Here is a 21,504-nt window from a genome sequence, read left to right as displayed (position 1 = left end):
ATTCGCTAGAGCAGGCCGGAACCCCGTGATCTGACAGGAACAAGACGTCATGGCGATGGACAAGACCTTCAACGCAGCCGAGGCCGAGGCGCGGCTTTATGCGGCATGGGAAAAATCCGGGGCCTTTGCCGCCGGGGCCAATGCGCGCCCCGGTGCCGAAAGCTTCTCGATCATGATCCCGCCGCCCAACGTGACGGGCAGCCTGCACATGGGCCACGCCTTCAACAACACGTTGCAGGATATCCTGATCCGCTGGCACCGGATGCGCGGGCATGACACGCTCTGGCAACCCGGCACCGATCACGCGGGCATCGCCACGCAGATGGTCACCGAAAAGGACATGGCCGCAAATGGCGAGCCCACCCGCCGCGAGATGGGGCGCGACGCCTTCACCGCCCGCGTCTGGCAACAGAAAATCAAGTCGCGCGGCACGATCATCGGCCAGTTGAAGCGCCTCGGCGCCTCCTGCGACTGGTCGCGCGAAGCCTTTACCATGTCGGGTGCCCCGGGTGCCCCCGCAGGCGAAGAGGGCAATTTCCACGACGCGGTGATCAAGGTCTTTGTCGATATGTACAACAAGGGGCTGATCTATCGCGGCAAACGCCTTGTGAACTGGGACCCGCATTTCGAGACCGCGATTTCCGATCTGGAGGTCGAGAATATCGAAGTGCCGGGCCATATGTGGCATTTCAAGTATCCGCTGGCGGGCGGGCAGACCTATGAATATGTCGAGAAGGACGCGGACGGCAACGTGACCCTGCGCGAGACGCGCGATTACATCTCCATCGCCACCACCCGGCCCGAGACGATGCTGGGCGACGGCGCGGTGGCGGTGCATCCCTCGGATGCGCGCTATGCGCCCATCGTGGGGATGCTCTGCGAAATCCCGGTCGGCCCCAAGGAACACCGCCGCCTCATCCCGATCATCACCGACGACTACCCCGATCCCACCTTCGGCTCTGGCGCGGTCAAGATCACCGGCGCGCATGATTTCAACGATTACGTCGTGGCGCAGCGTGGGGGCATCCCGCTCTACCGCCTGATGGACACCCGCGCCCATATGCGCAGCGACGGGGCACCCTACGCCGAGGCCGCCGCCCGCGCGCAAGCCATCGCCGAAGGCGCGGACTGGACGCCTGCGGAAATCGACACGCTCAACCTCGTCCCCGACCACCTGCGCGGCCTCGACCGGCTGGAGGCGCGCGCGCGCGTCATCGAGGAAGTGACCAATGAGGGTCTGGCGATGATGGTGCCGTCATCCCCCCCCACCCCGTCATCCCCCCACACCCCGTCATCCTCGGGCTTGACCCGAGGATCTCGGGCCACACTCACCCCGTCATCCTCCGGCTCGATCGGAGGATCTCAGGCGGCAGAAGATCCTCGGGTCAAGCCCGAGGATGACGGCTCCATTGGGGATGACGGCACGAATGGGGCTGACGTGGTCTTAATCCCCCTCGTCGAGCAGAAACCCATCATGCAGCCCTTCGGCGACCGCTCCAAGGTCGTCATCGAGCCGATGCTGACCGATCAATGGTTCGTGGACACGGCAAAAATCGTGCAACCCGCCATCGACGCCGTGCGCTCGGGCGAGGTCACGATCCTGCCCGAGCAGGATGCCAAGGTCTACTTTCACTGGCTGGAGAATATCGAGCCATGGTGCATTTCCCGCCAGCTCTGGTGGGGGCATCAGATTCCTGTCTGGTACGGCTTTGACCTTTCCGCCCCCGGTTTCGAGGATGACGAGGGCGACGGCACACTCGATCTGGCGGAAATGCTGCGCCTGCTGAACGAGGGGCACCTCTCGCCGCTGATGGACTGCGCCGCCGGGTTCGATGCGGTGGCGGATGCCTTCCGCGACCGGCTGGCAAGCCTTCCCGTGCCGCTCGCGGCGATGCAGGTGGTCGAGGTCGAGAGCCGCGACGCCGCCCTGCACCGGCTGGCGCAATCGCTCGCCGATTACACCGCCACGCAAGACCCCACCCACCTCGTCTATCCTGTCTGGCGCGACCCTGACGTGCTCGACACCTGGTTCTCCTCCGGCCTCTGGCCCATCGGCACGCTGGGCTGGCCCGAGGACACCGAGGAGCTGAAAAAATACTTCCCCACCTCCGTCCTCGTCACCGGGTTCGACATCATCTTCTTCTGGGTCGCGCGGATGATGATGATGCAATATGCCGTGGTCGGGCAAAAGCCGTTCTCCCACGTCTATGTCCACGCCCTTGTCCGCGACGAGAAGGGCAAGAAAATGTCCAAAAGCTTGGGCAACGTGCTCGACCCGCTTGACCTCATCGACGAATTCGGCACCGACGCGGTGCGCTTCACCCTGACAGCGATGGCCGCCATGGGCCGCGATCTGAAACTCTCGAAAGAGCGCATCGCGGGCTATCGCAACTTCACCACCAAGCTCTGGAACGCCGCGCGCTTTGCCGAGATGAACGGGGCCGTGGCCAGCGCGGCGGCGGTGCCCACGCCGACCGCCACCGTCAACAAATGGATCATCGGCGAGACCGCCAAGACCCGCACCGCCGTCGATGAGGCATTGGAGAACTTCCGCTTCAACGACGCGGCGAACACGCTTTATGCCTTTGTCTGGGGCACGGTCTGCGACTGGTATGTGGAATTTTCCAAGCCGCTGCTGCTGGATGGCGACGCGGCCACGCGGGCGGAGACGCAGGCCACCATGGCCTGGGTCATCGACCAGTGCCTGATCCTCCTGCACCCGATCATGCCCTTTGTCACCGAAGAGCTCTGGGGCGTCCTCGGCCAGCGCGCGAAACCGCTGATCCACGCCGACTGGCCCGACTATGACCTTGATCTCATTGACAAAGACGCCGACCGCGAGATGGGCTGGGTCATCGCGCTGATCGACCAGGTGCGTTCCGTGCGCGCCCAGATGCACGTCCCCGCCGGCCTCTACGTGCCGCTCCTCGTCACCGAACTGAGCGACGCCGGACGCGCGGCCTGGGACAACAACGCCGCCATGATAGAGCGCCTCGCCCGCATCGAAAGCCTGAGCGATGCCGCCACCCTGCCCAAGGGCTGCGCCACCATCGCGGTCGAGGGTGCAACCTTCGGCCTGCCACTGGCAGACATCATCGACGTGACCGAGGAAAAGGCGCGGCTGGAAAAGACCCTGGGCAAACTCGCCAAGGAAATCGGCGGCTTGCGCGGGCGGCTCAAGAACCCGAAATTCGTCGAAAGCGCGCCCGGGGACGTGGTGGCGGAGACCCGCGAGAACCTTGCCTTGCGCGAAGAGGAAGAGGCCAGGCTGCGCGCCGCCCTTGACCGGCTCGCCGAGATCGGCTGACGGAACACCTCCGGCGGGAGTATTTCAGGAACGATGAACCTGCCCCCCGGTTTCATCGTTCTTCAAATACTCACCTTTCCTGCTCCCGCCGCCGGGCGATGCTCAGGCCGTTTTGAGAACGATCTTGCCGATATGCGCGCTTGTTTCCATCCGCGCATGGGCCGCCGCCGCCTCAGCCAGCGGATATTCGGAATCCATCACCGGGGCCACGCGCCCCGCCTCGATCAGCGGCCAGACCTGTGCGCGCAAGCCGTCGGCGATGCGCGCCTTGGCCAGATCGCTTTGCGGGCGCAGCGTGCTGCCGGTGATCGTGAGGCGCCGCATCATCACCTGCGCGAAATTCAGCTCCACCTTGGGGCCTTGCAAAAACGCAATCTGCACCAGCCGCCCGTCATCTGCCAGCGCGCGCACATTGCGCGGCAGGTAGTCGCCGCCCACCATGTCGAGGATGAGATCGGCCCCGCCCTCGGCGCGCAGCACCTCGACGAAATCCGCCTCGCGGTAGTTGATCGCCCTCTCCGCCCCCAGATCCTCGCAGACCCGGCATTTTTCGACCGATCCGGCAGTCGTGAACACCCGCGCGCCAAAGGCCTGCGCCAGTTGGATCGCGGTCGTCCCGATGCCCGATGATCCGCCATGCACCAGGAACCGCTCACCGCCCCGCAGCCCCCCGCGCTGAAACACGTTGGACCACACGGTAAAAAACGTCTCGGGCAGACAGGCCGCCTCGCGCAGGCCCATCCCCGCAGGCACGGGCAGGCAATGCGCGGCGGGCGTGGCCACATATTCGGCATAGCCGCCACCGGGCAAGAGCGCGCAGACCCGGTCGCCCACCTGCCAGCCGCTCACGCCCGCGCCGAGCGCCACGATCTCGCCCGCGCCCTCGAGCCCAGGCAGGTCCGAGGCCCCCGGCGGCGGCGCGTAAAGCCCTGCCCTTTGCAGCGCGTCGGGCCGGTTCACCCCGGCATAGGCCAGCCGGATCACCACCTCGCCCGCCCGCGCCACGGGGCGGGGCCGGGTGGTGGGGGTCAATACCTCCGGCCCGCCGGGTTGCGTGATCTCGACCGCCTGCATCGTCTCGCTCATGTCGTGCCTTTCCTCAGTTCTGGCGGCCCCAACGGCCCGGCATTCCGGCCTGCTGCGCGCCCTGCGGCGCGCGCACCCGCCCCAGGATCGAGAGCGGCCCGGCCATCAGCCCCGCCACGAGCCGGTTCTCTCTCGCGCGCGCTTTCAGCGTCTCGATCCGCATCACATCCTCGATCCGCCGATCGAGAAACGCCCAGGTCGCGGTCTTCCCCTCGCTCTCGTCGCCGAGCCAGTAGAGCACCGTCGCGCCGTAAACCCCCGAGAGCGTGGCGCGCTTCGTATACCAGTTGATATCCTCGGACCTATCGCCAAGCGCCGTCCAGATCCGGTCAGCGGTGGACCAGAGCGCGCGGGCACCGTCGCGCCCATGCTGCGGCAGCGCGAATAGCGTCATGCCGCGCCGCACCAGTTCGCGATCCTCGACCGCCTCGAGCCGCGCGCGCACCGCGAAAACCACCCGGTCGCGGAACCGCATCGCCGAGAGATCGGCAGCGTCGAGTGCGGCCGCCATCGCCGCGTCGCCTTCCTCGTGATAGGCCAGCGCCAGATCGACCGCGCCGCGCGGACACACCGCCGCGACCAGCGCGGGCGTTATCCCCAATTCTTCCGCGGCCAGCCGCAGCGTCGCCTCGCTCCACCCGTCAAAGGGCACATGCGGCTTGGCGGCCTCGAGCAGGCGTGATTTCAGATCGGTCTCGGACATGGGAATTTCCTCCGCTCTCGCACCCTAGACAAGTTCGGGGCGCTTTGCTATACGGCCACTTCCTGCAGATCTTGCAACTTTAACTTAGGAAGGTGGTGACACCATATGCAGGTTAGTGTTCGCGACAACAATGTCGATCAGGCGCTCCGCGCCCTGAAGAAGAAATTGCAGCGCGAAGGCGTTTTCCGTGAAATGAAGCTCAAGCAACATTTCGAGAAACCGTCCGAGAAAAAAGCGCGCGAGAAGGCCGAAGCGATTCGCCGTGCCCGGAAACTGGCGCGCAAGAAAGCGCAGCGCGAAGGTCAGATCTGAGGCTTCGCCGCAAGATTTTCCGACACGCAAGTGACGACCCCCGGGCACCCGCTTCGGGGGTTTGTCGTTTTCGGGGCTGTGGCCAGGGGGCGCAGGCCGCCTCGGCTCGGCCTCAGTTCAACCGGCACAAGGCTCCGCCGCGCAGGATCGAGGTGACGAAAAGCCCCTCGGCATCGTTGCGGATCGCATAGCCATAGCCCCGCACCCGGTGGCGCCACTCCCGATCAGAGATGGCCTTTTTGCGCTCGCTCATCACGAGGGCGCGGATGTCGTCGGTTGTGTCCAGAATCATCGTTTCCATCCTTGTTACAGTCAGTCGATGGATCACGGATAGTTGACACCTGTGGCGGCAATCGCGCCGGATTGTGGCAGGCGCGCGGAAATGTCAGGGCGCGGCGGCATCGACGCCGGGCAGTTGCGCAGCCTGTGCCCGGCAGGCGCGGGCGGCGGCCACCAACGCGCGGAAAATCCCCATCTGGCGGCGCGCGTAAAAGAGATGCTCGGGGTGCCACTGCACGCCAAGGGCAAAGGGCTCTGCCACCCGCTCGATCGCCTGGATCATCCCGCCCTGATCGCGCGCGGCCACGCGCAGCCCCGCGCCCAGCCGGTCCACCGCCTGGCTGTGCAGCGCGTTGACCTTCATCGGTGCAGACCCGGCGAGCCGCGCCAACCGCGTGTCGGGTTCCACATGCACAAGCTTGCGCGGCAGGATCGTGCGCCGGTGATCGCTGGCGGCATAGGTGGCATAGGCGTCCTGATGCAGCGTGCCGCCCAGCGCCACGTTGAGCATCTGGCTCCCTCGGCAAATTCCCAGAACCGGCCGGTTTCGCGCGAAGGCATCGAGCACCACACCCCGCTCCAACGCGTCGCGGTCGGGGTCGAGCCGCGCCGAGGTGACGATCCGCCCGCCATAAAGGTCGGGTGAGATGTCGTCGCCGCCGCCGATGATGACTCCGTCCACCGCGCCCATGTCGGTCTCACGCCCCGCCTGCCAGCGCCGTGCGCGCCCGCCTGCCAGCCAGACATTCAGTGCAATGAGCGGATAGATGCGCCAGCCCGACCGCGCCGAGACGGTGACACCGATCACCGGGCGGATGTTCATTCCCGGTCGATCCCCGCAGTTTGCAGGATGCGCCCCGCGCGCGCGGCCCAGCTTTGGCGCGAGAGCGTCAGAAGGCCGTGATCGTCCTCCCAGGCATCCGAGAGGCGGCGCAAGAGGGCGCTGTCGCCCGCCACCCGCTCGACCATCACCCACCTGCGCCATTCTTCCGCCAGCGACCACTCGGCCTCATCAATCCGGCAATCGGGCAGGCGGAAATGAAAGGTCGGGCGCGCCGAGGTCTTGTCCTCGATCGCCGCCGCGATGCGCCCCGGGTCGAAATGTGCGAACAAGGGCAGCATGTCGAGACCGCGATTGCGGCTTGGCGTATGGGTCAGATACAGCCCGGTGATCGCGTCGCGCGTGGCCCCCGGCCCCGCCGTGATCAGCGCGCGCACGAAGTCGGTCGGGTATGGGTCGGTAAAGGGCAGCAGGCGGCGCGCCTCGTCGATGGGATAGGCGGCGCGCAGCCAGTCCTCGATCAGCGCATAGGCCAGTAGCGGGCGCACCGTGTCGGCATCCCGCCCGCTGGCCACCTCGATGTTGAAATGCACGCCAAAACCAAAGAGCAGCCCCGCGCCGCTCCCCAATGCGCCCGCGTTGCGCAACGCCTCGCGCAGGGCATCGAGCCGCGCCAGACCCTCCATGTCGAGGGGTTCGGTCACGATCTCCACCGGCACGACCTCGCGCCCCAGATCGAGCGCCAGATCGCGCAGTCTCGTTTTCGTCGCGTTGCGCAGGAAAATATCGAGATAAACCTCGATCGCGCCAATATCCGAGCCGTCCACGGCCCAGATATGGCTGTCCTTCTGCTCTGCCCTCCCGCCCAGAACCTCGGCGCAAAGCCGTGCCACCTCGGCCTCGGGCAAGCCGCCAAGCTCGATCTCCACGCCCACGCGGCGCGGCTTGCCGTCAGAGTTCATGGGGTGCGGCAGGACGTTGAGACCAGCCACGCTCAAAGCCCCGCCTCGGCCTCGATCTGCGCGCGGCTCTTGCGCACGCGCTCGGTGGCGGATTTGAGCTGGCCACAGGCGGCCATGATATCCTCGCCGCGCGGCGTGCGGATCGGGCTGGCATAACCGGCCTTGTAGATTATGTCGGCAAACCGCTCGATCCGCGCCCGGTCCGAACGCGTGTAGGGACTGCCGGGCCATTCGTTGAAGGGGATGAGGTTGATCTTGGCCGGGATCCCCGCAATGAGCCGCACAAGGCGGCGGGCATCCTCGTCACTGTCGTTCACACCCTTGAGCATGACATATTCGAACGTGATCCGCTCGGAATTGCTGAGGCGCGGATAGTCGCGCAGCGTGGCCAGAAGCGTCTCGATGTTCCAGCGCTTGTTGATCGGCACCAGCTTGTCGCGCACCTCGTCGGTGGTGGCGTGAAAGCTGACCGCCAGCAGACAGCCGATCTCTTCTGCCGCCCGCGCGATCTCGGGCACCACGCCGCTTGTCGAAAGCGTGATGCGGCGGCGCGACAGCGAAATCCCCTCGCCATCCATGGCAATCTTCATCGCGTCGCGCACGTTCTCGAAATTGTAGAGCGGCTCGCCCATGCCCATCAGCACGATGTTGGAGATGAGGCGCGGCCGCTCTCCGGCCCCCTCGCCGGGGCGCGGCCATTCGTCCAGGTCGTCGCGCGCCAGCATCACCTGACCGATGATTTCCCCGGCCGTGAGGTTGCGCACCAGCTTTTGCGTGCCGGTATGGCAGAAACTGCATGTGAGCGTGCACCCCACCTGAGAGGAAATGCACAGCGTGCCGCGATCCGTCTCGGGGATATAGACCACCTCGACCTCGTGCCCGCCCGCGATCCGCACCAGGTATTTGCGCGTGCCGTCCGCGCTCACCTGCTTGTTCACCACCTCGGGGATCTCGATGACGAAGCGCTCGGCCAGATCGGCGCGATAGCCCTTGGCGAGATTGCTCATGGCCGCAAAATCGCGCACGCCCCATTGATAGATCCATTGCCAGATCTGGTTCACGCGCATCTTCGCCTGACGTTCGGGCGTGCCATGCGCGATCAGCGCCGCCCGCAGCCCGTCGCGCGTGAGGCCCACAAGGTTGATCTTCCCCTCCGGCAGCTTGCGGGGGATGGTGAGCACGTCCTGGGTGATCGGGGCGGTGGGGGTCATGGCATGGTCCTGCGGGTCATATCCCGCTCCATATAGTCCATGCGGCGCGAATGCGAAACAGGGGATGGGAATGGGGATCGACGCCGGTCCCGTGCCATGACGCGTGCGAAAGAGGGGGGTGGTGGGTCCGCGGCGCAACGCGGCACCGCGGACGCACCGTGGCAAGAGGCCAAGGGAAAGGTCAGTCTTGGAGCCTGTCGGTCAGCCTCGCCTGCAGATCGGGATCGGCCTGCGCGACCTGGAGGATCTCGACATAGCGATCGACCTCGATATCGGGGGCCTCCTCGACGGCTTGGGTCATCTCGGCCTGCGCCTCGCTGATGATCGCCTGCCGTTCGGCCTCGGCCGTGACATCCTGCAGCCTCGAGCCGTATTCCTGTTCTATCTCCACGACCGCCCTGTAGGCGACGACGAAGGCGTCAAGCTCAGACTCCGACACCTGCACCTGCGCGGTACCCTGCTGCGCCATGGCGGGAAGCGTGCCAACCGGCGCGATCACGAGCGCCAGCGCGGTTGCGAGCATCTTGGCTTTGAACATTCCGAACATCTCCTGTCTGATTGCGTTCGAGGCCCAACCTGGGGCCCCTTGGGCCGAGACGCAAACCGGACCGGCTAAACCTTGCCGACACGGGGCCTTCGGGCCCTGACGCGGGGACACGGATCGCGTCCGGGGTCGGCGGGCCAAAGGCGGCACCCGAAAGCGTGTTGAACATCCCGGAACGCGCGATATCTTCCGCTCATGATGATCGCTCTCAGCCAGACCGCCGCCTTCGGCGTCGGGGCCCCGCAGCTTCCGGTGACGGTCGGCCTGATCCGTCACCGCCTCGCCGGACAGTTCAGAAGCATCCTGTTCAGTCTTGCACTGTCACTCCTGCTGACCGCGATGGCCCATGCCGAAGAGCCGCCGCAGGACTGGGTCCCGGACGTTCTGGCCCTCCCGGCGGATGCGCGGGTGCAGATGGACCGCTCTATCGGCTCCAGCATCCGGATGTTCTCTTTCACGACCGCGGCCGATGTCGAGGAATTGTTCCGGGCCTGGTCCGAGGAACTTGCGAGGGACGGATACAACATCCGTCCGAAACAGGCCGGGCTGGAAGAAACCGCGATCGAGTTTTCCGGGCGGGACATCCTCAACGCGAAGATCGCGACCGAACCTGCCGCGGACGGCGACCGCACGGTGATTACCTTCGACGCGACGCTCCAATAGTTGCGCGGGCCCTTGGCACGCCACCGCGTCGTTGCCTATGCGGCAGAACCTTGCCGACGCCTCTTCCGATTCCGGCATGTTCACGCCCGGATCGTCGCGGACCGGCCCGGGGGCATTTCGCGGTACGGCATGGGCCCCTACCTTTCCGAATGTGAAAGGAGGACGACATGTATCCACCGGACCAAGACCCGCATCGCCAACCCGGAAGCAGCATGGACCCCTACAATGCGCCGATCGCGGGCGGCACGGCCCGTGGGGGGCTGATCGCGCTGCTTGTCATCATGGTGCTTCTGGGCGGGCTCCTCGCATATGGCACCCTCGTCTCCCCACCGGCGGAGACCCCGCCGGTCGGCGAGACCAACCCCCCCGCAAAGCATCATCGGCGGCGACGCGCCGGAAGAGGCGCGCTGAAGCTGAACATGCCGACGAAAAGCCGCGTCTCAAGGTGTCCCCGGCCCCGCCGGGGCCACCGCTGCGACCGGGCGGGGATGGTCTTTCCGTCGGCACCACGTGCTCTTTCAGGTCGAGGCCGCACACCCCTCCACGCCACCGCCGCAATACCGACGCGCCTCAGCCCAGCCGCGCCACCCGCTCGTGGCACGGGCAGGTCACGAGGTGGTCGTTGACCATGCCGACCGCCTGCATGAAGGCGTAAACGATGGTGGGGCCGCAGAATTTGAATCCCCTTTTCTTCAAATCCTTCGAAAGTTTGCGGGAAATTTCCGTCTCGGCCGGCACCTCGGCCAGCGTCCCGAAACGGCTCTGGATCGGTCTTCCATCGACGAAATCCCACAGATAGGCGGCAAAGCCCTGCTCTGCCTCGATGGCGGCCCAGGTGCGGGCGTTGGTGATCGTCGCCTCGATCTTGCCGCGATGGCGCACGATGCCGGGATCCCCCAGCAGCCGGACCACCTCCGCCTCGCCCCATCCCGCGATCACATGCGGATCAAACCCCTGAAAAGAAGCGCGAAAATTTTCCCGCTTCTTGAGGATCGTCAGCCAGCTCAGCCCCGCCTGAAACCCGTCCAGCACGAGCTTTTCAAAGAGCGCCCGGCCGTCGCGCTCGGGTACGCCCCATTCCTCGTCGTGATAGGCCAGATAGAGCGGGTCGGGCCCCGCCCAGCCGCAGCGTTCCATCACCTGCTCCCGTCAATCGTTCAAATGCGCGCTTTAAGCGATCCTTAAGGGAAAGCGCGCATCGTGCAAGCGCATCAAACGGGATCGGAGGGCGCCATGACGCGCAACGGCAAATGGGTGGATGTTCCGGCGGGCCATGACAATCCGCTCAACTACGCCGTTTCGGCACGCGACCGCTCGGTGATCGAGATGGTTGACATTGCGGTGCGGCACAAACAGGTGATGCTCGCCTTCCAGCCTGTTGTGACCGCGACGCAAACGGACAAGCCCGCCTTTTACGAGGGGCTGATTCGCGTCACCGATGCGACCGGCCGGGTGATCCCGGCACGCGAATTCATCGGCCAGATCGAAACCCGCGAACTCGGCCGCATCATCGACTGCCTCGCGCTGGAAAAGGGATTGGCCACGCTGGCGGAATTCCCCGATCTGCGGCTCTCGATCAACATGTCTGCGCGCTCCATCGGCTATGGCCGCTGGCTGCGCACCCTGAAAAAGGGGCTCGGCGCGGATCCAACGATTGCCGAGCGGCTGATCCTCGAGATCACCGAAAGCTCGGCGATGCTGGTGCCAGAGCTTGTGGTGGGCTTCATGAAAGACCTGCAAATGCAGGGGATCGGCTTTGCCCTCGACGATTTCGGCGCGGGCTACACCTCGTTTCGTTTTCTCAAGGATTTCTTCTTCGACATCCTCAAGATCGACGGGCAGTTCATCCAGGGCATCGCAAACAATGCCGACAATCAGGTGCTGACCGCCGCATTGCTGAGCGTCGGGCGGCAATTCGACATGGTCACAGTCGCCGAAAGCGTCGAGCGCGCCGCCGATGCGGCCTATCTCACCGCGCTCGGAATCGACTGTCTGCAAGGATATTATTTCGGCGCACCGACCGTGCGCCCACCCTGGCTCGATACCGGGCTGGCGCGCGCGACCGCCTGACGCGCGCCTCTGGCGTTGCCGCGGCGCAGCGCTTAAGATATGACCATCGCACAGGATGCTTGCGCCCCGGCGACGGGAGGCGGGGGGCGGCCATCCAACCCATGGTGGAGGACCTCAATGACCAACGTAGTAATCGCATCCGCGGCCCGCACGGCTGTCGGGTCTTTTGGCGGCGCGTTCGCCAACACCCCTGCGCATGATCTGGGCGCTGCCGTGCTCGCGGCCGTGGTCGAACGCGCGGGCATCGACAAGGCCGAGGTTTCCGAAACCATCCTTGGCCAGGTTCTCACCGCGGGGCAGGGCCAGAACCCGGCCCGTCAGGCCCATATCAACGCCGGTCTGCCGATCGAATCCGCCGCTTGGGGCATCAATCAGGTTTGCGGGTCGGGCCTGCGCGCCGTGGCGCTCGGCGCACAGCACATCCAGCTTGGCGATGCCGCCATCGTCTGCGCGGGCGGGCAGGAGAACATGACCCTCAGCCCCCATGCCGCACATCTGCGCGCGGGTCACAAGATGGGTGACATGAAATATATCGACACCATGATCCGCGACGGGCTCTGGGACGCGTTCAACGGCTATCACATGGGCCAGACCGCCGAGAATGTCGCCAATCAGTGGCAGATCACCCGCGACCAGCAGGACGAATTCGCCGTGGCCAGCCAGAACAAGGCGGAGGCGGCGCAAAAGGCCGGTCGCTTTGACGAGGAGGTGATCGGCTTTACCGTCAAGACCCGCAAGGGCGACATCATCGTGGACAAGGACGAGTATATCCGCTTCGGGGCAACCATGGAGGCGATGCAGAAGCTGCGCCCCGCCTTCACCGCCGACGGCTCGGTGACCGCAGCGAACGCGAGCGGCCTCAACGATGGCGCGGCGGCGACCCTTCTGATGTCCGCCGACGAGGCAGAGCGGCGCGGCATCGAACCGCTGGCGCGAATCGCCTCGTATGCCACCGCCGGTCTCGATCCCTCGATCATGGGCGTGGGGCCGATCCACGCCAGCCGCAAGGCACTGCAAAAAGCGGGCTGGAGCGTCGAGGACCTCGATCTGGTCGAGGCGAACGAGGCCTTCGCCGCGCAGGCCTGCGCCGTCAACAAGGAGATGGGCTGGGATCCGGCCATCGTCAACGTGAACGGCGGTGCCATCGCCATCGGCCACCCGATCGGCGCCTCGGGCTGCCGCGTTCTCAACACGCTTCTGTTCGAGATGAAGCGCCGCGACGCGAAAAAGGGCATCGCCACGCTCTGCATCGGCGGCGGCATGGGCGTCGCGCTCTGCGTCGAGCGCCCGTAACGGGCAGACAGCGCGTCGGACCGGCAAAGGGCGCTCCTCATCGGGCGCCCTTTTTTTTCGAACACCGGTCAACTCCCGGAAAGTTTATAGAGCAACAATATTGCGCATGACGCACCAAGCCGATAACCAAGTTACATGCCACAGCCAAATCGGAGGAGACCATGGCCAGAACTGCACTCGTCACCGGAGGATCGCGCGGGATCGGAGCCGCCATTTCCAAGGCCCTCAAGGCCGCAGGCCACAACGTCGCCGCCACCTATGCCGGCAATGACGAGGCCGCCGCCAAATTCACCGAGGAAACCGGCATCAAGACCTATAAGTGGAACGTCGCCGATTACGACGAATCGAAAGCCGGTATCGCGCAGGTCGAGGCCGATCTCGGCCCGATCGACATCGTGGTGGCCAATGCCGGCATCACCCGTGATGCGCCCTTCCACAAGATGAGCCCGCAGCAGTGGAAAGAGGTCATCGACACCAACCTCACCGGCGTGTTCAACACCGTTCACCCGGCCTGGCCGGGGATGCGCGACCGTGGCTTCGGCCGGATCGTCGTTATCTCGTCCGTCAACGGGCAAAAGGGCCAGTTCGGCCAGGTCAACTACGCCGCCACCAAGGCCGGTGATCTTGGCATCGTGCGCAGCCTGGCGCAGGAGGGTGCGGCCAAGGGCATCACCGCGAATGCGGTCTGTCCGGGCTATATCGCCACCGAAATGGTCATGGCCGTGCCCGAGGCCGTGCGCGAAAAGATCATCTCGATGATCCCCGCCGGCCGCCTTGGCGAGCCCGAGGAAATCGCCCGCTGCGTCGCCTTCCTTGTTTCCGACGATGCGAGCTTCATCAACGGATCGACCATCTCCGCCAACGGCGCGCAGTTCTTTTCCTGATCGCACAATCGCGGCAAAGGGCCGGGGAACATTCCCCGGCCCGATATGTATGACCCGTCAGGCGTTGACTGACAGGCGCTCGATCTCTTCCTTGATCTTCAATTTCTGTTTCTTGAGTTCTGCGACTTCAAGCGAGCTTGCCCCCGGTGCGCGTTGCGCCGCTTCCACCTGTTCCGAGAGCACGTGATGTTTCCTCTTCAGTTCCTCGATATGCGAACTCAAGCTCATGGGCATCCTCCTTTGGTGGAATGTGTCTTGTCCAATCGACATGGGAATTGCAGCACAGTTTTACAATTCTGTCACGCCGCAGTCGCATAAATTTCGAAAATTTCTCGCGCGGATTTTCGCCAAATCAACGGCAGAAGGGCAGCGGTGCCGCATCCCGCAGCACCGAAGCGGTTTCTGCGGTGTAGGTTTCCGCGTCCCTTTCGTGCCGAGCGCCACCGTGCATGAGCCAGCCATCGCAAAGCCGGAGCGCCGCGCGCCCGCCCTTGCGGCCACGCACCAGCACCAGCCGCGCCGCCCGCGCGCGCCGGGGAATCAGCGGCAGCACCTCGATTGAGCCGAGCCGCGCGGCCATCGCACCCAGCAGATCGGCCAGACGCTCGGCCCGGTGGATCGCGCAGACATGGCCGCCGGGGGCCGCGCGGCGGGCCGCAGCCGCGACCCAGCGATCGAGCGGCAGCGCCTCGCCCATGGCCCCCTCGCGGCCCGCGTCGTGCGCGGGCGTGCTGCGGGCACGGTCGAAAAACGGCGGGTTGAGGATCACATGGTCGAATTGCCGCGCGCGCAAGCCCTCGGGCATCTGTGCCAGATCGCCTGTCACCACCTCCATCGCCAGCCCGTTGCGCGCGGCATTCTCGCGCGCAAGCCGGGAATAACCCGGCTGCACCTCCAGCCCCACGAGCCGCACGGCCGCCACCCGTGCGCCGACACAGAGCGCCGCCACACCCGAGCCGCAGCCCAGATCGAGCACGGTCTCACCCGCCCTTGCGGGCACGCTCGCGGCCAGAAGCACCGGATCGACCCCGGCGCGATAGCCCGACACGGGTTGCGCGATGGTCACGCGCCCGCCAAGAAACGCGTCAAGGCTCAGATCCTCGGGCGCGAACGGCTCAGTCCTCAAGCGAGAAACCGTTATCTTCCAGCACCACGCGCGCGTCCTCGTAATCGGCATCCACCACCATCAGACGACGCGGGAAAATACCGATCGAGCCTTCGAGCGCGCTCATGTTTACGTCCATTTCAAAGCAGTCTATATCCTCGCCTTGAAGCAGCGCCTTGGCAAAGGCCATGCTGGCCATGTCGGTGGTTCGGTAAAGCTGTTTCATGCCACAGAGATAAAAGCAGAGCGCCCGATTTGTCGAGCGGTCAAATGGGGGAAGCATGGGCTTGGACGAGGCCGCCACGAAACCACATGAGGCGCTTGCCGCGCATCTGGCTGACAAGCTCGACGCCGTCAATACGCTCATCCGGGCGCGCATGGCCTCGCGCCACGCGCCGCGCATTCCCGAGGTGACGGCGCATCTCGTGGAGGCGGGCGGCAAGCGGCTGCGCCCGATGCTGACCCTCGCCACCGCCGATCTCTGCGGCTATCGCGGCGAACATGACGTGCGGCTGGCGGCGACCGTGGAATTCATCCACACGGCCACGCTTTTGCATGACGATGTGGTGGACGAGAGCGCAAGCAGGCGCGGGCGGCCCACGGCGAACCTGCTCTGGGACAACAAATCCAGCGTGTTGGTCGGTGATTACCTCTTTGCCCGCGCCTTTCAGTTGATGGTCGAGACCGAATCGCTGCGCGTGCTCGACATCCTTGCCGATGCTGCCGCGACCATCGCCGAGGGCGAGGTGCTGCAACTGAGCGCGGCGCGTGACCTCTCGACGACCGAGGCGACCTATCTCCAGATCGTGCGAGGCAAGACCGCGGCGCTGTTTTCCGCAGCCACCCAGGTGGGCGGGGTGATTTCGGGCGCGCCCGAGGATCAGGTGACGGCGCTCTTCACCTATGGCGACGCGCTCGGGATTGCCTTTCAGATCGTGGATGATCTGCTGGATTATCAGGGCGACCCCAAGGCCACCGGCAAGAATGTCGGCGACGATTTCCGCGAGCGCAAGCTGACGCTGCCGGTGATCCGTGCATTGGCGGACGCGGATGCGGACGAGCGCGCCTTCTGGCGGCGCACCATAGAGAAGGGCGATCAGCGCGACGGCGATCTTGACCGCGCGCTGACGATCCTGACCGCGCGCGGGGCGCTCGACGCGACCCGCACCGAGGCGCTGGACTGGATTGCCAAGGCGCGCGGGGCGCTCGCCGTGCTGCCCGCGCATCCGGTGCGCGACATGCTCGACCAACTCGCCGGTTACGTGGTGGCCCGGATCAATTGAGCCGAGCGGCCTGCACCCACCAGCCGGGATGCTCTGCCGCGATCCGTGCCGCCGCTGCCGTGGCCGCCGTCCTGTCGGGATAAAGCCCGAAGCAGGTCGCGCCCGAGCCGGACATGCGCGCAAGCTGACAACCGCCGCTCTTCTGCAAGCGTCCGAGAACCGTGCCTGTTTCGGGACAGAGCGCCGCGGCCGGTGCCTCCAGATCGTTGCGCTGCGTGGCCAACCAGCGGATGCAGGCCGCCGCGTCGGGCCAGGACGGCAGGGGGTCCGGCATGGCCGGGTTGTCCCGGCATGTGAGGCGCGCGAAGACCGCAGGCGTCGCCACCGGCACACCGGGATTGACAAGCACCGCGTCGAGCGCAGGCAAATCGGCGACCGGCGTCACCTCCCCGCCAATGCCGCGCATACGGGCGGCCCGCGCCCAGAGGCAGACCGGGACATCCGCCCCGAGCGCCAGCGCCTCGGGCACAGCCCGACCGCTCAGGCGGGAGAGCGCGCGCAGCGTGGCCGCCGCGTCGCTCGATCCGCCACCGATGCCGGCGGCGGCGGGGAGATGTTTTTCCAGCGTGATCGCGGCCGAAACGCCGATCAGCGCCGCGGCGCGCAGCACGAGGTTTTCCGGGCCCTCCGGCACCCCCGCCGCGCGCGGCCCGGTCACGCGAAGCGACGGGGCCGGATCAGGCGTCACCGTCACCAGATCGCCCATATCGGCGAACGCCACCAGCGAATCGAGCAGATGATAGCCATCCTCCCGCCGCCCCGTGACATGGAGTGTCAGGTTGACCTTGGCGGGGGCAAGCTCAGTTACCGGACGCTGCGGCATTCACGGGCTTCAGCGGATCGGCACCTTCCTCTTCCAGCACCCGGTCAAGACCGACCTCGATCTTGCGGCGCACGCGCTCCGGCTCCAGATCCGGCGAGGGGCTGGTCTGATGCAGCGAGAGGGCCCGTTTCCACTGGAACCGCGCCTCGGTCCGGCGCGCCACCGCCCAGAGGACATCACCGAGATGATCGTTGACGACCGGATCGGTCGGCATCAACTCGGCGGCGCGTTCCATATGCGCAATCGCCTCATCATAGCGGCCAAGTTTGTAAAGCACCCAACCGAGGCTGTCCACGATATAGCCGCTGTCGGGTTGTGCCGCGACGGCGCGCTCGATCATGTCAAGCGCCTCGTCGAGGTTCACGTGTTTTTCCACCATGGAATAGCCGAGATAATTGAGCACCTGCGGATGATCCGGGTTCAACTCCAGCGCGCGGCGGAAATCGGCCTCGGCCTCGGGCCACTGGTCCTGCCGTTCATGGGCGATGGCGCGGACGTAATAGACGAACCATTGCGGGTTGTCGCGCGCCTCCAGCAGCGCAAGCGCCCGGTCATAGGCGGCCACGGCGCGTGCCCAGTCCTCCTGTTCGCGCGCAAGATCGCCCGCCGCGACATGGACATTGGCCATGTCGGGATGGGTTTGCGACAACTGGTTGAGAACCTCGGCGGCGGCCTCCTGCTTGCCGGAGCGGCGCAGCGCATCGGCGCGGCCCAGTTCGGCGGTGAGGAATGCGGGGTGTTCGCGCGGCACCCGGCCATAGGCATCAATGGCAAGGCTATGCTGGTCGAGGCTGTCGAGCACCTGCGCCACGGTGACCGTGGCCTCGACATTGCCGGGGTTGATCGCCTCGGCGGCGCGGGCGTGGATCAGCACGAACTCATCACCCGCCTCCTGCATCAGCGCGCGGGCAAGCGAAAAGAACACCTCGGACACGCCTTCGCGCGCATCGGTGACCAGATCGAAGGGCACCGCGTCGCCCGCTGCGAGCGCCGCGCGCAGGGTTGCGATCTCCGGGTCAGGATCGGTGCCGAAAGTGTCGTCGATGATCTCGATCGCGCGCGGCTGTTGGCCAAGCTGGCTGAGCACCTGTGCCCAGGCGATGACGCCCGATCGGGTGCGTTGCAGCGGCCCGTCGGTATCGCCTTCAAACACCCGGTCAGCGGCCTCGAAATCCCCCACGGTCGCCAGTGCCAGCCCCTTGTGATAAAGCGCGAAATTGCGCAGTCCCTGTTCGGCGGCCATGCGGTCCATGCGCGACAGGGCAGACGTCATGTCGCCGCGCCCCAGATCGGCCCAGGCGGCGATCATCCCGTCGGCAAGCGGACCGGCACCGCGCTCTTGCTCGATCCGGCTCAGCACCGCGTCCCAATCCTCGCGCCGCGCCTCATCGGCGATGAGCGCGATCTGCGCCACCTGGCTGCGCAGCCCGTCGCCCTCGAGCTTGCGCGCGACGGCCACGGCCTGATCGAGACGACCGAGCGCGATATAGGCTATGGTCGCATTCTCGAGCATCGCGGGATTGTTCGGGTCGCGCGTGAGGGCCTGCGCATAATATTGCGCGGCGGCGGCGAAATCGCCCTGCGCGCGGGCGTTCTGCGCGGCGAGATAGGCCCCCGACGGCTCTTGCGCCAGTATCGGCAGGGACTGCATGAGAAGGACGGCAAGCGCCGCCTGCAAGCTGCGGAATGTCACGGATTGGGTCGCCTTTTCTGCCTTGCTTTGTGACAAAGGTAGTATGCGCGCCGCCACATGGCAATGCGGCGCAGCCACAGGGCCGCGCCGCAGGCGATCAAGCGCCCGTTACATGTTGGGATAATTCGGCCCGTCACCGCCCTGCGGCGTGACCCAGGTGATATTCTGGCTGGGGTCCTTGATGTCGCAGGTCTTGCAATGCACGCAGTTCTGGAAGTTGATGACAAAGCGCGGCTCCTTGCCCTCCTCATGCACCACCTCGTAGACGCCCGCCGGGCAATAGCGCTGCGCCGGTTCGGCATATTTGCGCAGGTTGACGAGGATCGGCACGTTGGGATCGGTGAGGCGCAGATGCGCAGGCTGGCTTTCCTCGTGATTGGTCATCGAAAAGCTGACATTGGTCAGCCGGTCAAAGCTCAACTTGCCATCGGGCTTGGGGTAATCAATCGGCTTGTGGTTCTCGGCAAGGCCCGTCGCCTCGGCATCGGTCTTGCCATGCCCCAGCGTGCCCAGAAGGCTGAAACCCGCGGTGTTGGTCCACATGTCGAACCCGCCGACTGCAAGCGAGGTCAGCAGGCCGAATTTGGACCAGAGCGGCTTGACGTTGCGGACCTTCTTGAGGTCGCGGCCGATCGCGCCCTCGCGCACCTCTTTTTCGTAGGCAGTCAATTCGTCACTGGCGCGTCCGGCCGTGATCGCCTCATGCGCGGCCTCTGCCGCCGCCTTGCCCGACAGCATCGCGTTGTGGTTGCCCTTGATGCGCGGCACGTTGACCATGCCCACCGAACAGCCCAGAAGCGCCACGCCGGGGGCCACCATCCTGGGCATCGACTGATACCCGCCCTCGGAGATGGCGCGCGCGCCGTAGGCCACGCGCTTGCCACCTTTCAGCAACTCCGCGACCATCGGGTGATGCTTGAAGCGCTGGAACTCCATGTAAGGGTAAAGATGCGGGTTCTCGTAGTTGAGATGCACCACGAAACCCACGTAGACCTGATTGTTTTCAAGGTGGTAGATGAAGGACCCGCCGCCCGCATTGCTGCCCAGGGGCCAGCCCATGGTATGCGTGACACTGCCCTCGCGGTGTTTGGCGGGGTCTATCTCCCAGATTTCCTTCATGCCAAGGCCGTATTTCTGCGGCTCGTGGCCCTTGGAGAGGTCATAGCGAGCAATCACCTCCTTGGAGAGGCTGCCGCGCACGCCCTCGGACAGGAACACGTATTTGCCGTGCAGCTCCATCCCCGGCTCATAGCTCGGGCCGGGTGTGCCGTCCTCGTTGCGGCCAAACTCGCCCGCGACGACGCCTTTGACTTCGCCCTTCTCGCCATACACGATTTCGGAACACGCCATTCCGGGGAAGATCTCGACACCCATCGCCTCGGCCTGTTCGGCCATCCAGCGGCAGACATTGCCCATGGACACGATGTAATTCCCGTGGTTGTTCATGAGCGGCGGCATCGGGAAATTGGGGATGCGCAAGGCACCCGCCTCGCCCAGCATGTAAAACCGGTCCTCGGTCACAGGCGTGTTGAGCGGCGCGCCGCGTTCCTTCCAGTCGGGCATGAGCGCATCGAGGCCCACCGGGTCAAGCACGGCACCCGACAGGATATGCGCGCCCACCTCCGAGCCCTTTTCGAGCACGACGACGCTCAGACCCTCGTCAAGCTGCTTGAGCCGGATCGCCGCCGACAGGCCCGCAGGCCCCGCCCCCACGATCACCACGTCATATTCCATCGCTTCGCGCGTCACATCCTGCATCGGTCATCCTCCTCTGGCGCGGCGCGTCAGGCGCGCAACAATCGTGCTGAATGGACTATATTGCCCGCGCAGAGAGTCAATCGGAACACGACGTTATGCCGCGCCAAATCCGGCAATTTGTCACGCGAATGCGCGGAATCGGGCCGCGCGCGCATCGGCTCTTGCAATCGGGCGCGTGCTTCGTGCAATCTCGTTCAAACGTGGAAACGACACTGACGGGGCCCGGCATTGCGCGGCCCCGCTTTTGACAATGGACAAGTGGCATGGAAAAGATCCCGATGACCGCAGGCGGCCACGCCGCACTGGAAAAAGAGCTCAAGCAGCTCAAGTCGGTCGAGCGTCCGGCCATCATCCGCGCCATCGCCGAAGCCCGCGAGCACGGCGATCTGTCGGAGAATGCCGAATATCACTCGGCCAAGGAAAAGCAGTCCTTCATCGAGGGCCGGATCAAGGAAATCGAGGGGGTTCTCAGCCTCGCCGAAGTGATCGACCCGAAAAAGCTGTCGGGCGCGATCAAGTTCGGCGCGACGGTGACGCTTGTGGACGAGGACACGGGCGAGGAACACACCTGGCAAATCGTGGGCGAGCATGAAGCCAGCATCGAGGCCGGGCTTCTGAACATGAAATCGCCCATTGCCCGCGCGCTCATCGGCAAGGAAGCGGGCGACAGCGTCGAAGTGCGCACGCCGGGTGGCGACCGCGCCTACGAGGTGATAAAGGTCGCCTATATCTGACAGGCGACCCAGC

At 65.5% G+C, this 21,504-nt stretch carries 22 protein-coding genes; 8 read left to right on the top strand and 14 right to left on the bottom strand.

The window, feature by feature from the left end:
- Window positions 1–49 precede the first annotated feature (49 nt).
- Window positions 50–3,307 carry a valine--tRNA ligase gene (locus ABIE57_RS09610; RefSeq protein ID WP_354538796.1) on the top strand — a complete coding sequence of 1,086 codons (3,258 nt, stop codon included), beginning with the start codon at window positions 50–52 and terminating at the stop codon, window positions 3,305–3,307.
- A 102-nt stretch (window positions 3,308–3,409) separates the two neighbouring features.
- On the opposite strand, the gene ABIE57_RS09605 is transcribed toward ABIE57_RS09610, so the two are convergent.
- Together ABIE57_RS09605 and ABIE57_RS09600 are read right to left on the bottom strand one after the other, a co-directional pair.
- Complete coding sequence (locus ABIE57_RS09605; protein ID WP_354538795.1) at window positions 3,410–4,393, bottom strand: NAD(P)H-quinone oxidoreductase; 984 nt, start codon at window positions 4,391–4,393, stop codon at window positions 3,410–3,412.
- Between the two features lie 13 nt (window positions 4,394–4,406).
- Window positions 4,407–5,096, bottom strand: a complete 690-nt coding sequence (locus ABIE57_RS09600) for a COQ9 family protein (RefSeq protein ID WP_354538794.1) — start codon at window positions 5,094–5,096, stop codon at window positions 4,407–4,409.
- Window positions 5,097–5,201: 105 nt separating this feature from the next.
- Here ABIE57_RS09600 and rpsU point away from each other — a divergent pair, with 105 nt between their 5' ends.
- Complete coding sequence (gene rpsU, locus ABIE57_RS09595) at window positions 5,202–5,408, top strand: 30S ribosomal protein S21 (protein ID WP_354538793.1); 207 nt, start codon at window positions 5,202–5,204, stop codon at window positions 5,406–5,408.
- A gap of 112 nt (window positions 5,409–5,520) precedes the next feature.
- On the opposite strand, the gene ABIE57_RS09590 is transcribed toward rpsU, so the two are convergent.
- The 5 genes from ABIE57_RS09590 to ABIE57_RS09570 all read right to left on the bottom strand — a co-directional run bounded on the left by ABIE57_RS09590 (window position 5,521) and on the right by ABIE57_RS09570 (window position 9,179).
- On the bottom strand, window positions 5,521–5,700 hold the full coding sequence (locus tag ABIE57_RS09590) for a hypothetical protein (protein ID WP_354538792.1): 180 nt from the start codon (window positions 5,698–5,700) through the stop codon (window positions 5,521–5,523).
- Between the two features lie 93 nt (window positions 5,701–5,793).
- Window positions 5,794–6,510, bottom strand: a complete 717-nt coding sequence (locus ABIE57_RS09585; protein ID WP_354538791.1) for a gamma-glutamyl-gamma-aminobutyrate hydrolase family protein — start codon at window positions 6,508–6,510, stop codon at window positions 5,794–5,796.
- Complete coding sequence (locus tag ABIE57_RS09580) at window positions 6,507–7,430, bottom strand: amidoligase family protein (RefSeq protein ID WP_354538790.1); 924 nt, start codon at window positions 7,428–7,430, stop codon at window positions 6,507–6,509. The genes ABIE57_RS09585 and ABIE57_RS09580 overlap by 4 nt, the downstream gene beginning before the upstream one ends.
- A 32-nt stretch (window positions 7,431–7,462) precedes the next feature.
- Window positions 7,463–8,641 carry a dual-specificity RNA methyltransferase RlmN gene (rlmN, locus tag ABIE57_RS09575; RefSeq protein ID WP_354538789.1) on the bottom strand — a complete coding sequence of 393 codons (1,179 nt, stop codon included), beginning with the start codon at window positions 8,639–8,641 and terminating at the stop codon, window positions 7,463–7,465.
- Between the two features lie 181 nt (window positions 8,642–8,822).
- Entirely contained in the window at window positions 8,823–9,179 is a 357-nt protein-coding gene (locus ABIE57_RS09570) for a DUF4168 domain-containing protein (protein ID WP_354538788.1), read from the bottom strand.
- Window positions 9,180–9,383: 204 nt separating this feature from the next.
- Between ABIE57_RS09570 and ABIE57_RS09565 the strand changes: the two genes are divergently transcribed.
- A complete protein-coding gene (locus tag ABIE57_RS09565) occupies window positions 9,384–9,848 on the top strand; it encodes a hypothetical protein (RefSeq protein ID WP_354538787.1) in 465 nt (154 codons plus the stop codon).
- A gap of 570 nt (window positions 9,849–10,418) precedes the next feature.
- Here ABIE57_RS09565 and ABIE57_RS09560 read toward each other — a convergent pair.
- A complete protein-coding gene (locus ABIE57_RS09560; protein WP_354538786.1) occupies window positions 10,419–10,985 on the bottom strand; it encodes a DNA-3-methyladenine glycosylase I in 567 nt (188 codons plus the stop codon).
- A gap of 96 nt (window positions 10,986–11,081) precedes the next feature.
- Here ABIE57_RS09560 and ABIE57_RS09555 point away from each other — a divergent pair, with 96 nt between their 5' ends.
- The 3 genes from ABIE57_RS09555 to phbB all read left to right on the top strand — a co-directional run bounded on the left by ABIE57_RS09555 (window position 11,082) and on the right by phbB (window position 14,095).
- The gene (locus tag ABIE57_RS09555) at window positions 11,082–11,918 is read left to right on the top strand and encodes an EAL domain-containing protein (RefSeq protein WP_354538785.1); all 837 of its coding nucleotides are present in this window, start codon (window positions 11,082–11,084) and stop codon (window positions 11,916–11,918) included.
- A gap of 117 nt (window positions 11,919–12,035) precedes the next feature.
- Complete coding sequence (locus ABIE57_RS09550; RefSeq protein ID WP_354538784.1) at window positions 12,036–13,211, top strand: acetyl-CoA C-acetyltransferase; 1,176 nt, start codon at window positions 12,036–12,038, stop codon at window positions 13,209–13,211.
- Between the two features lie 161 nt (window positions 13,212–13,372).
- Complete coding sequence (gene phbB, locus ABIE57_RS09545; protein ID WP_354538783.1) at window positions 13,373–14,095, top strand: acetoacetyl-CoA reductase; 723 nt, start codon at window positions 13,373–13,375, stop codon at window positions 14,093–14,095.
- 57 nt (window positions 14,096–14,152) lie between these two features.
- On the opposite strand, the gene ABIE57_RS09540 is transcribed toward phbB, so the two are convergent.
- From ABIE57_RS09540 to ABIE57_RS09530, 3 genes are all read right to left on the bottom strand, one after another.
- Complete coding sequence (locus tag ABIE57_RS09540) at window positions 14,153–14,323, bottom strand: YdcH family protein (RefSeq protein ID WP_354538782.1); 171 nt, start codon at window positions 14,321–14,323, stop codon at window positions 14,153–14,155.
- 124 nt (window positions 14,324–14,447) lie between these two features.
- Window positions 14,448–15,221: a tRNA1(Val) (adenine(37)-N6)-methyltransferase gene (locus tag ABIE57_RS09535; RefSeq protein ID WP_354538781.1), complete on the bottom strand. Its 774-nt coding sequence runs from the start codon at window positions 15,219–15,221 to the stop codon at window positions 14,448–14,450.
- The gene (locus ABIE57_RS09530; RefSeq protein WP_354538780.1) at window positions 15,211–15,426 is read right to left on the bottom strand and encodes a putative signal transducing protein; all 216 of its coding nucleotides are present in this window, start codon (window positions 15,424–15,426) and stop codon (window positions 15,211–15,213) included. The genes ABIE57_RS09535 and ABIE57_RS09530 overlap by 11 nt, the downstream gene beginning before the upstream one ends.
- 55 nt (window positions 15,427–15,481) lie before the next feature.
- Between ABIE57_RS09530 and ABIE57_RS09525 the strand changes: the two genes are divergently transcribed.
- Window positions 15,482–16,483, top strand: coding sequence for a polyprenyl synthetase family protein (locus tag ABIE57_RS09525; protein ID WP_354538779.1), 1,002 nt, complete (start codon window positions 15,482–15,484; stop codon window positions 16,481–16,483).
- Here ABIE57_RS09525 and ABIE57_RS09520 read toward each other — a convergent pair.
- The 3 genes from ABIE57_RS09520 to ABIE57_RS09510 all read right to left on the bottom strand — a co-directional run bounded on the left by ABIE57_RS09520 (window position 16,476) and on the right by ABIE57_RS09510 (window position 20,757).
- A complete protein-coding gene (locus tag ABIE57_RS09520; RefSeq protein ID WP_354538778.1) occupies window positions 16,476–17,306 on the bottom strand; it encodes a 4-(cytidine 5'-diphospho)-2-C-methyl-D-erythritol kinase in 831 nt (276 codons plus the stop codon). The genes ABIE57_RS09525 and ABIE57_RS09520 overlap by 8 nt on opposite strands.
- Complete coding sequence (locus ABIE57_RS09515) at window positions 17,284–18,999, bottom strand: tetratricopeptide repeat protein (RefSeq protein WP_354538777.1); 1,716 nt, start codon at window positions 18,997–18,999, stop codon at window positions 17,284–17,286. Before ABIE57_RS09515 ends, ABIE57_RS09520 begins: the two co-directional genes overlap by 23 nt.
- 108 nt (window positions 19,000–19,107) lie before the next feature.
- Window positions 19,108–20,757, bottom strand: a complete 1,650-nt coding sequence (locus tag ABIE57_RS09510; protein ID WP_354538776.1) for an electron transfer flavoprotein-ubiquinone oxidoreductase — start codon at window positions 20,755–20,757, stop codon at window positions 19,108–19,110.
- Between the two features lie 263 nt (window positions 20,758–21,020).
- Here ABIE57_RS09510 and greA point away from each other — a divergent pair, with 263 nt between their 5' ends.
- The gene (gene greA, locus ABIE57_RS09505; protein WP_354538775.1) at window positions 21,021–21,491 is read left to right on the top strand and encodes a transcription elongation factor GreA; all 471 of its coding nucleotides are present in this window, start codon (window positions 21,021–21,023) and stop codon (window positions 21,489–21,491) included.
- Window positions 21,492–21,504 lie beyond the last annotated feature (13 nt).

Source organism: Roseovarius sp. MBR-6 (assembly GCF_040547525.1).
Taxonomy (GTDB): Bacteria; Pseudomonadota; Alphaproteobacteria; order Rhodobacterales; family Rhodobacteraceae; genus Roseovarius.
The sequence above is the reverse complement of the archived record's forward strand: the minus strand, read 5'-3'. Positions and strand labels throughout refer to the sequence as shown.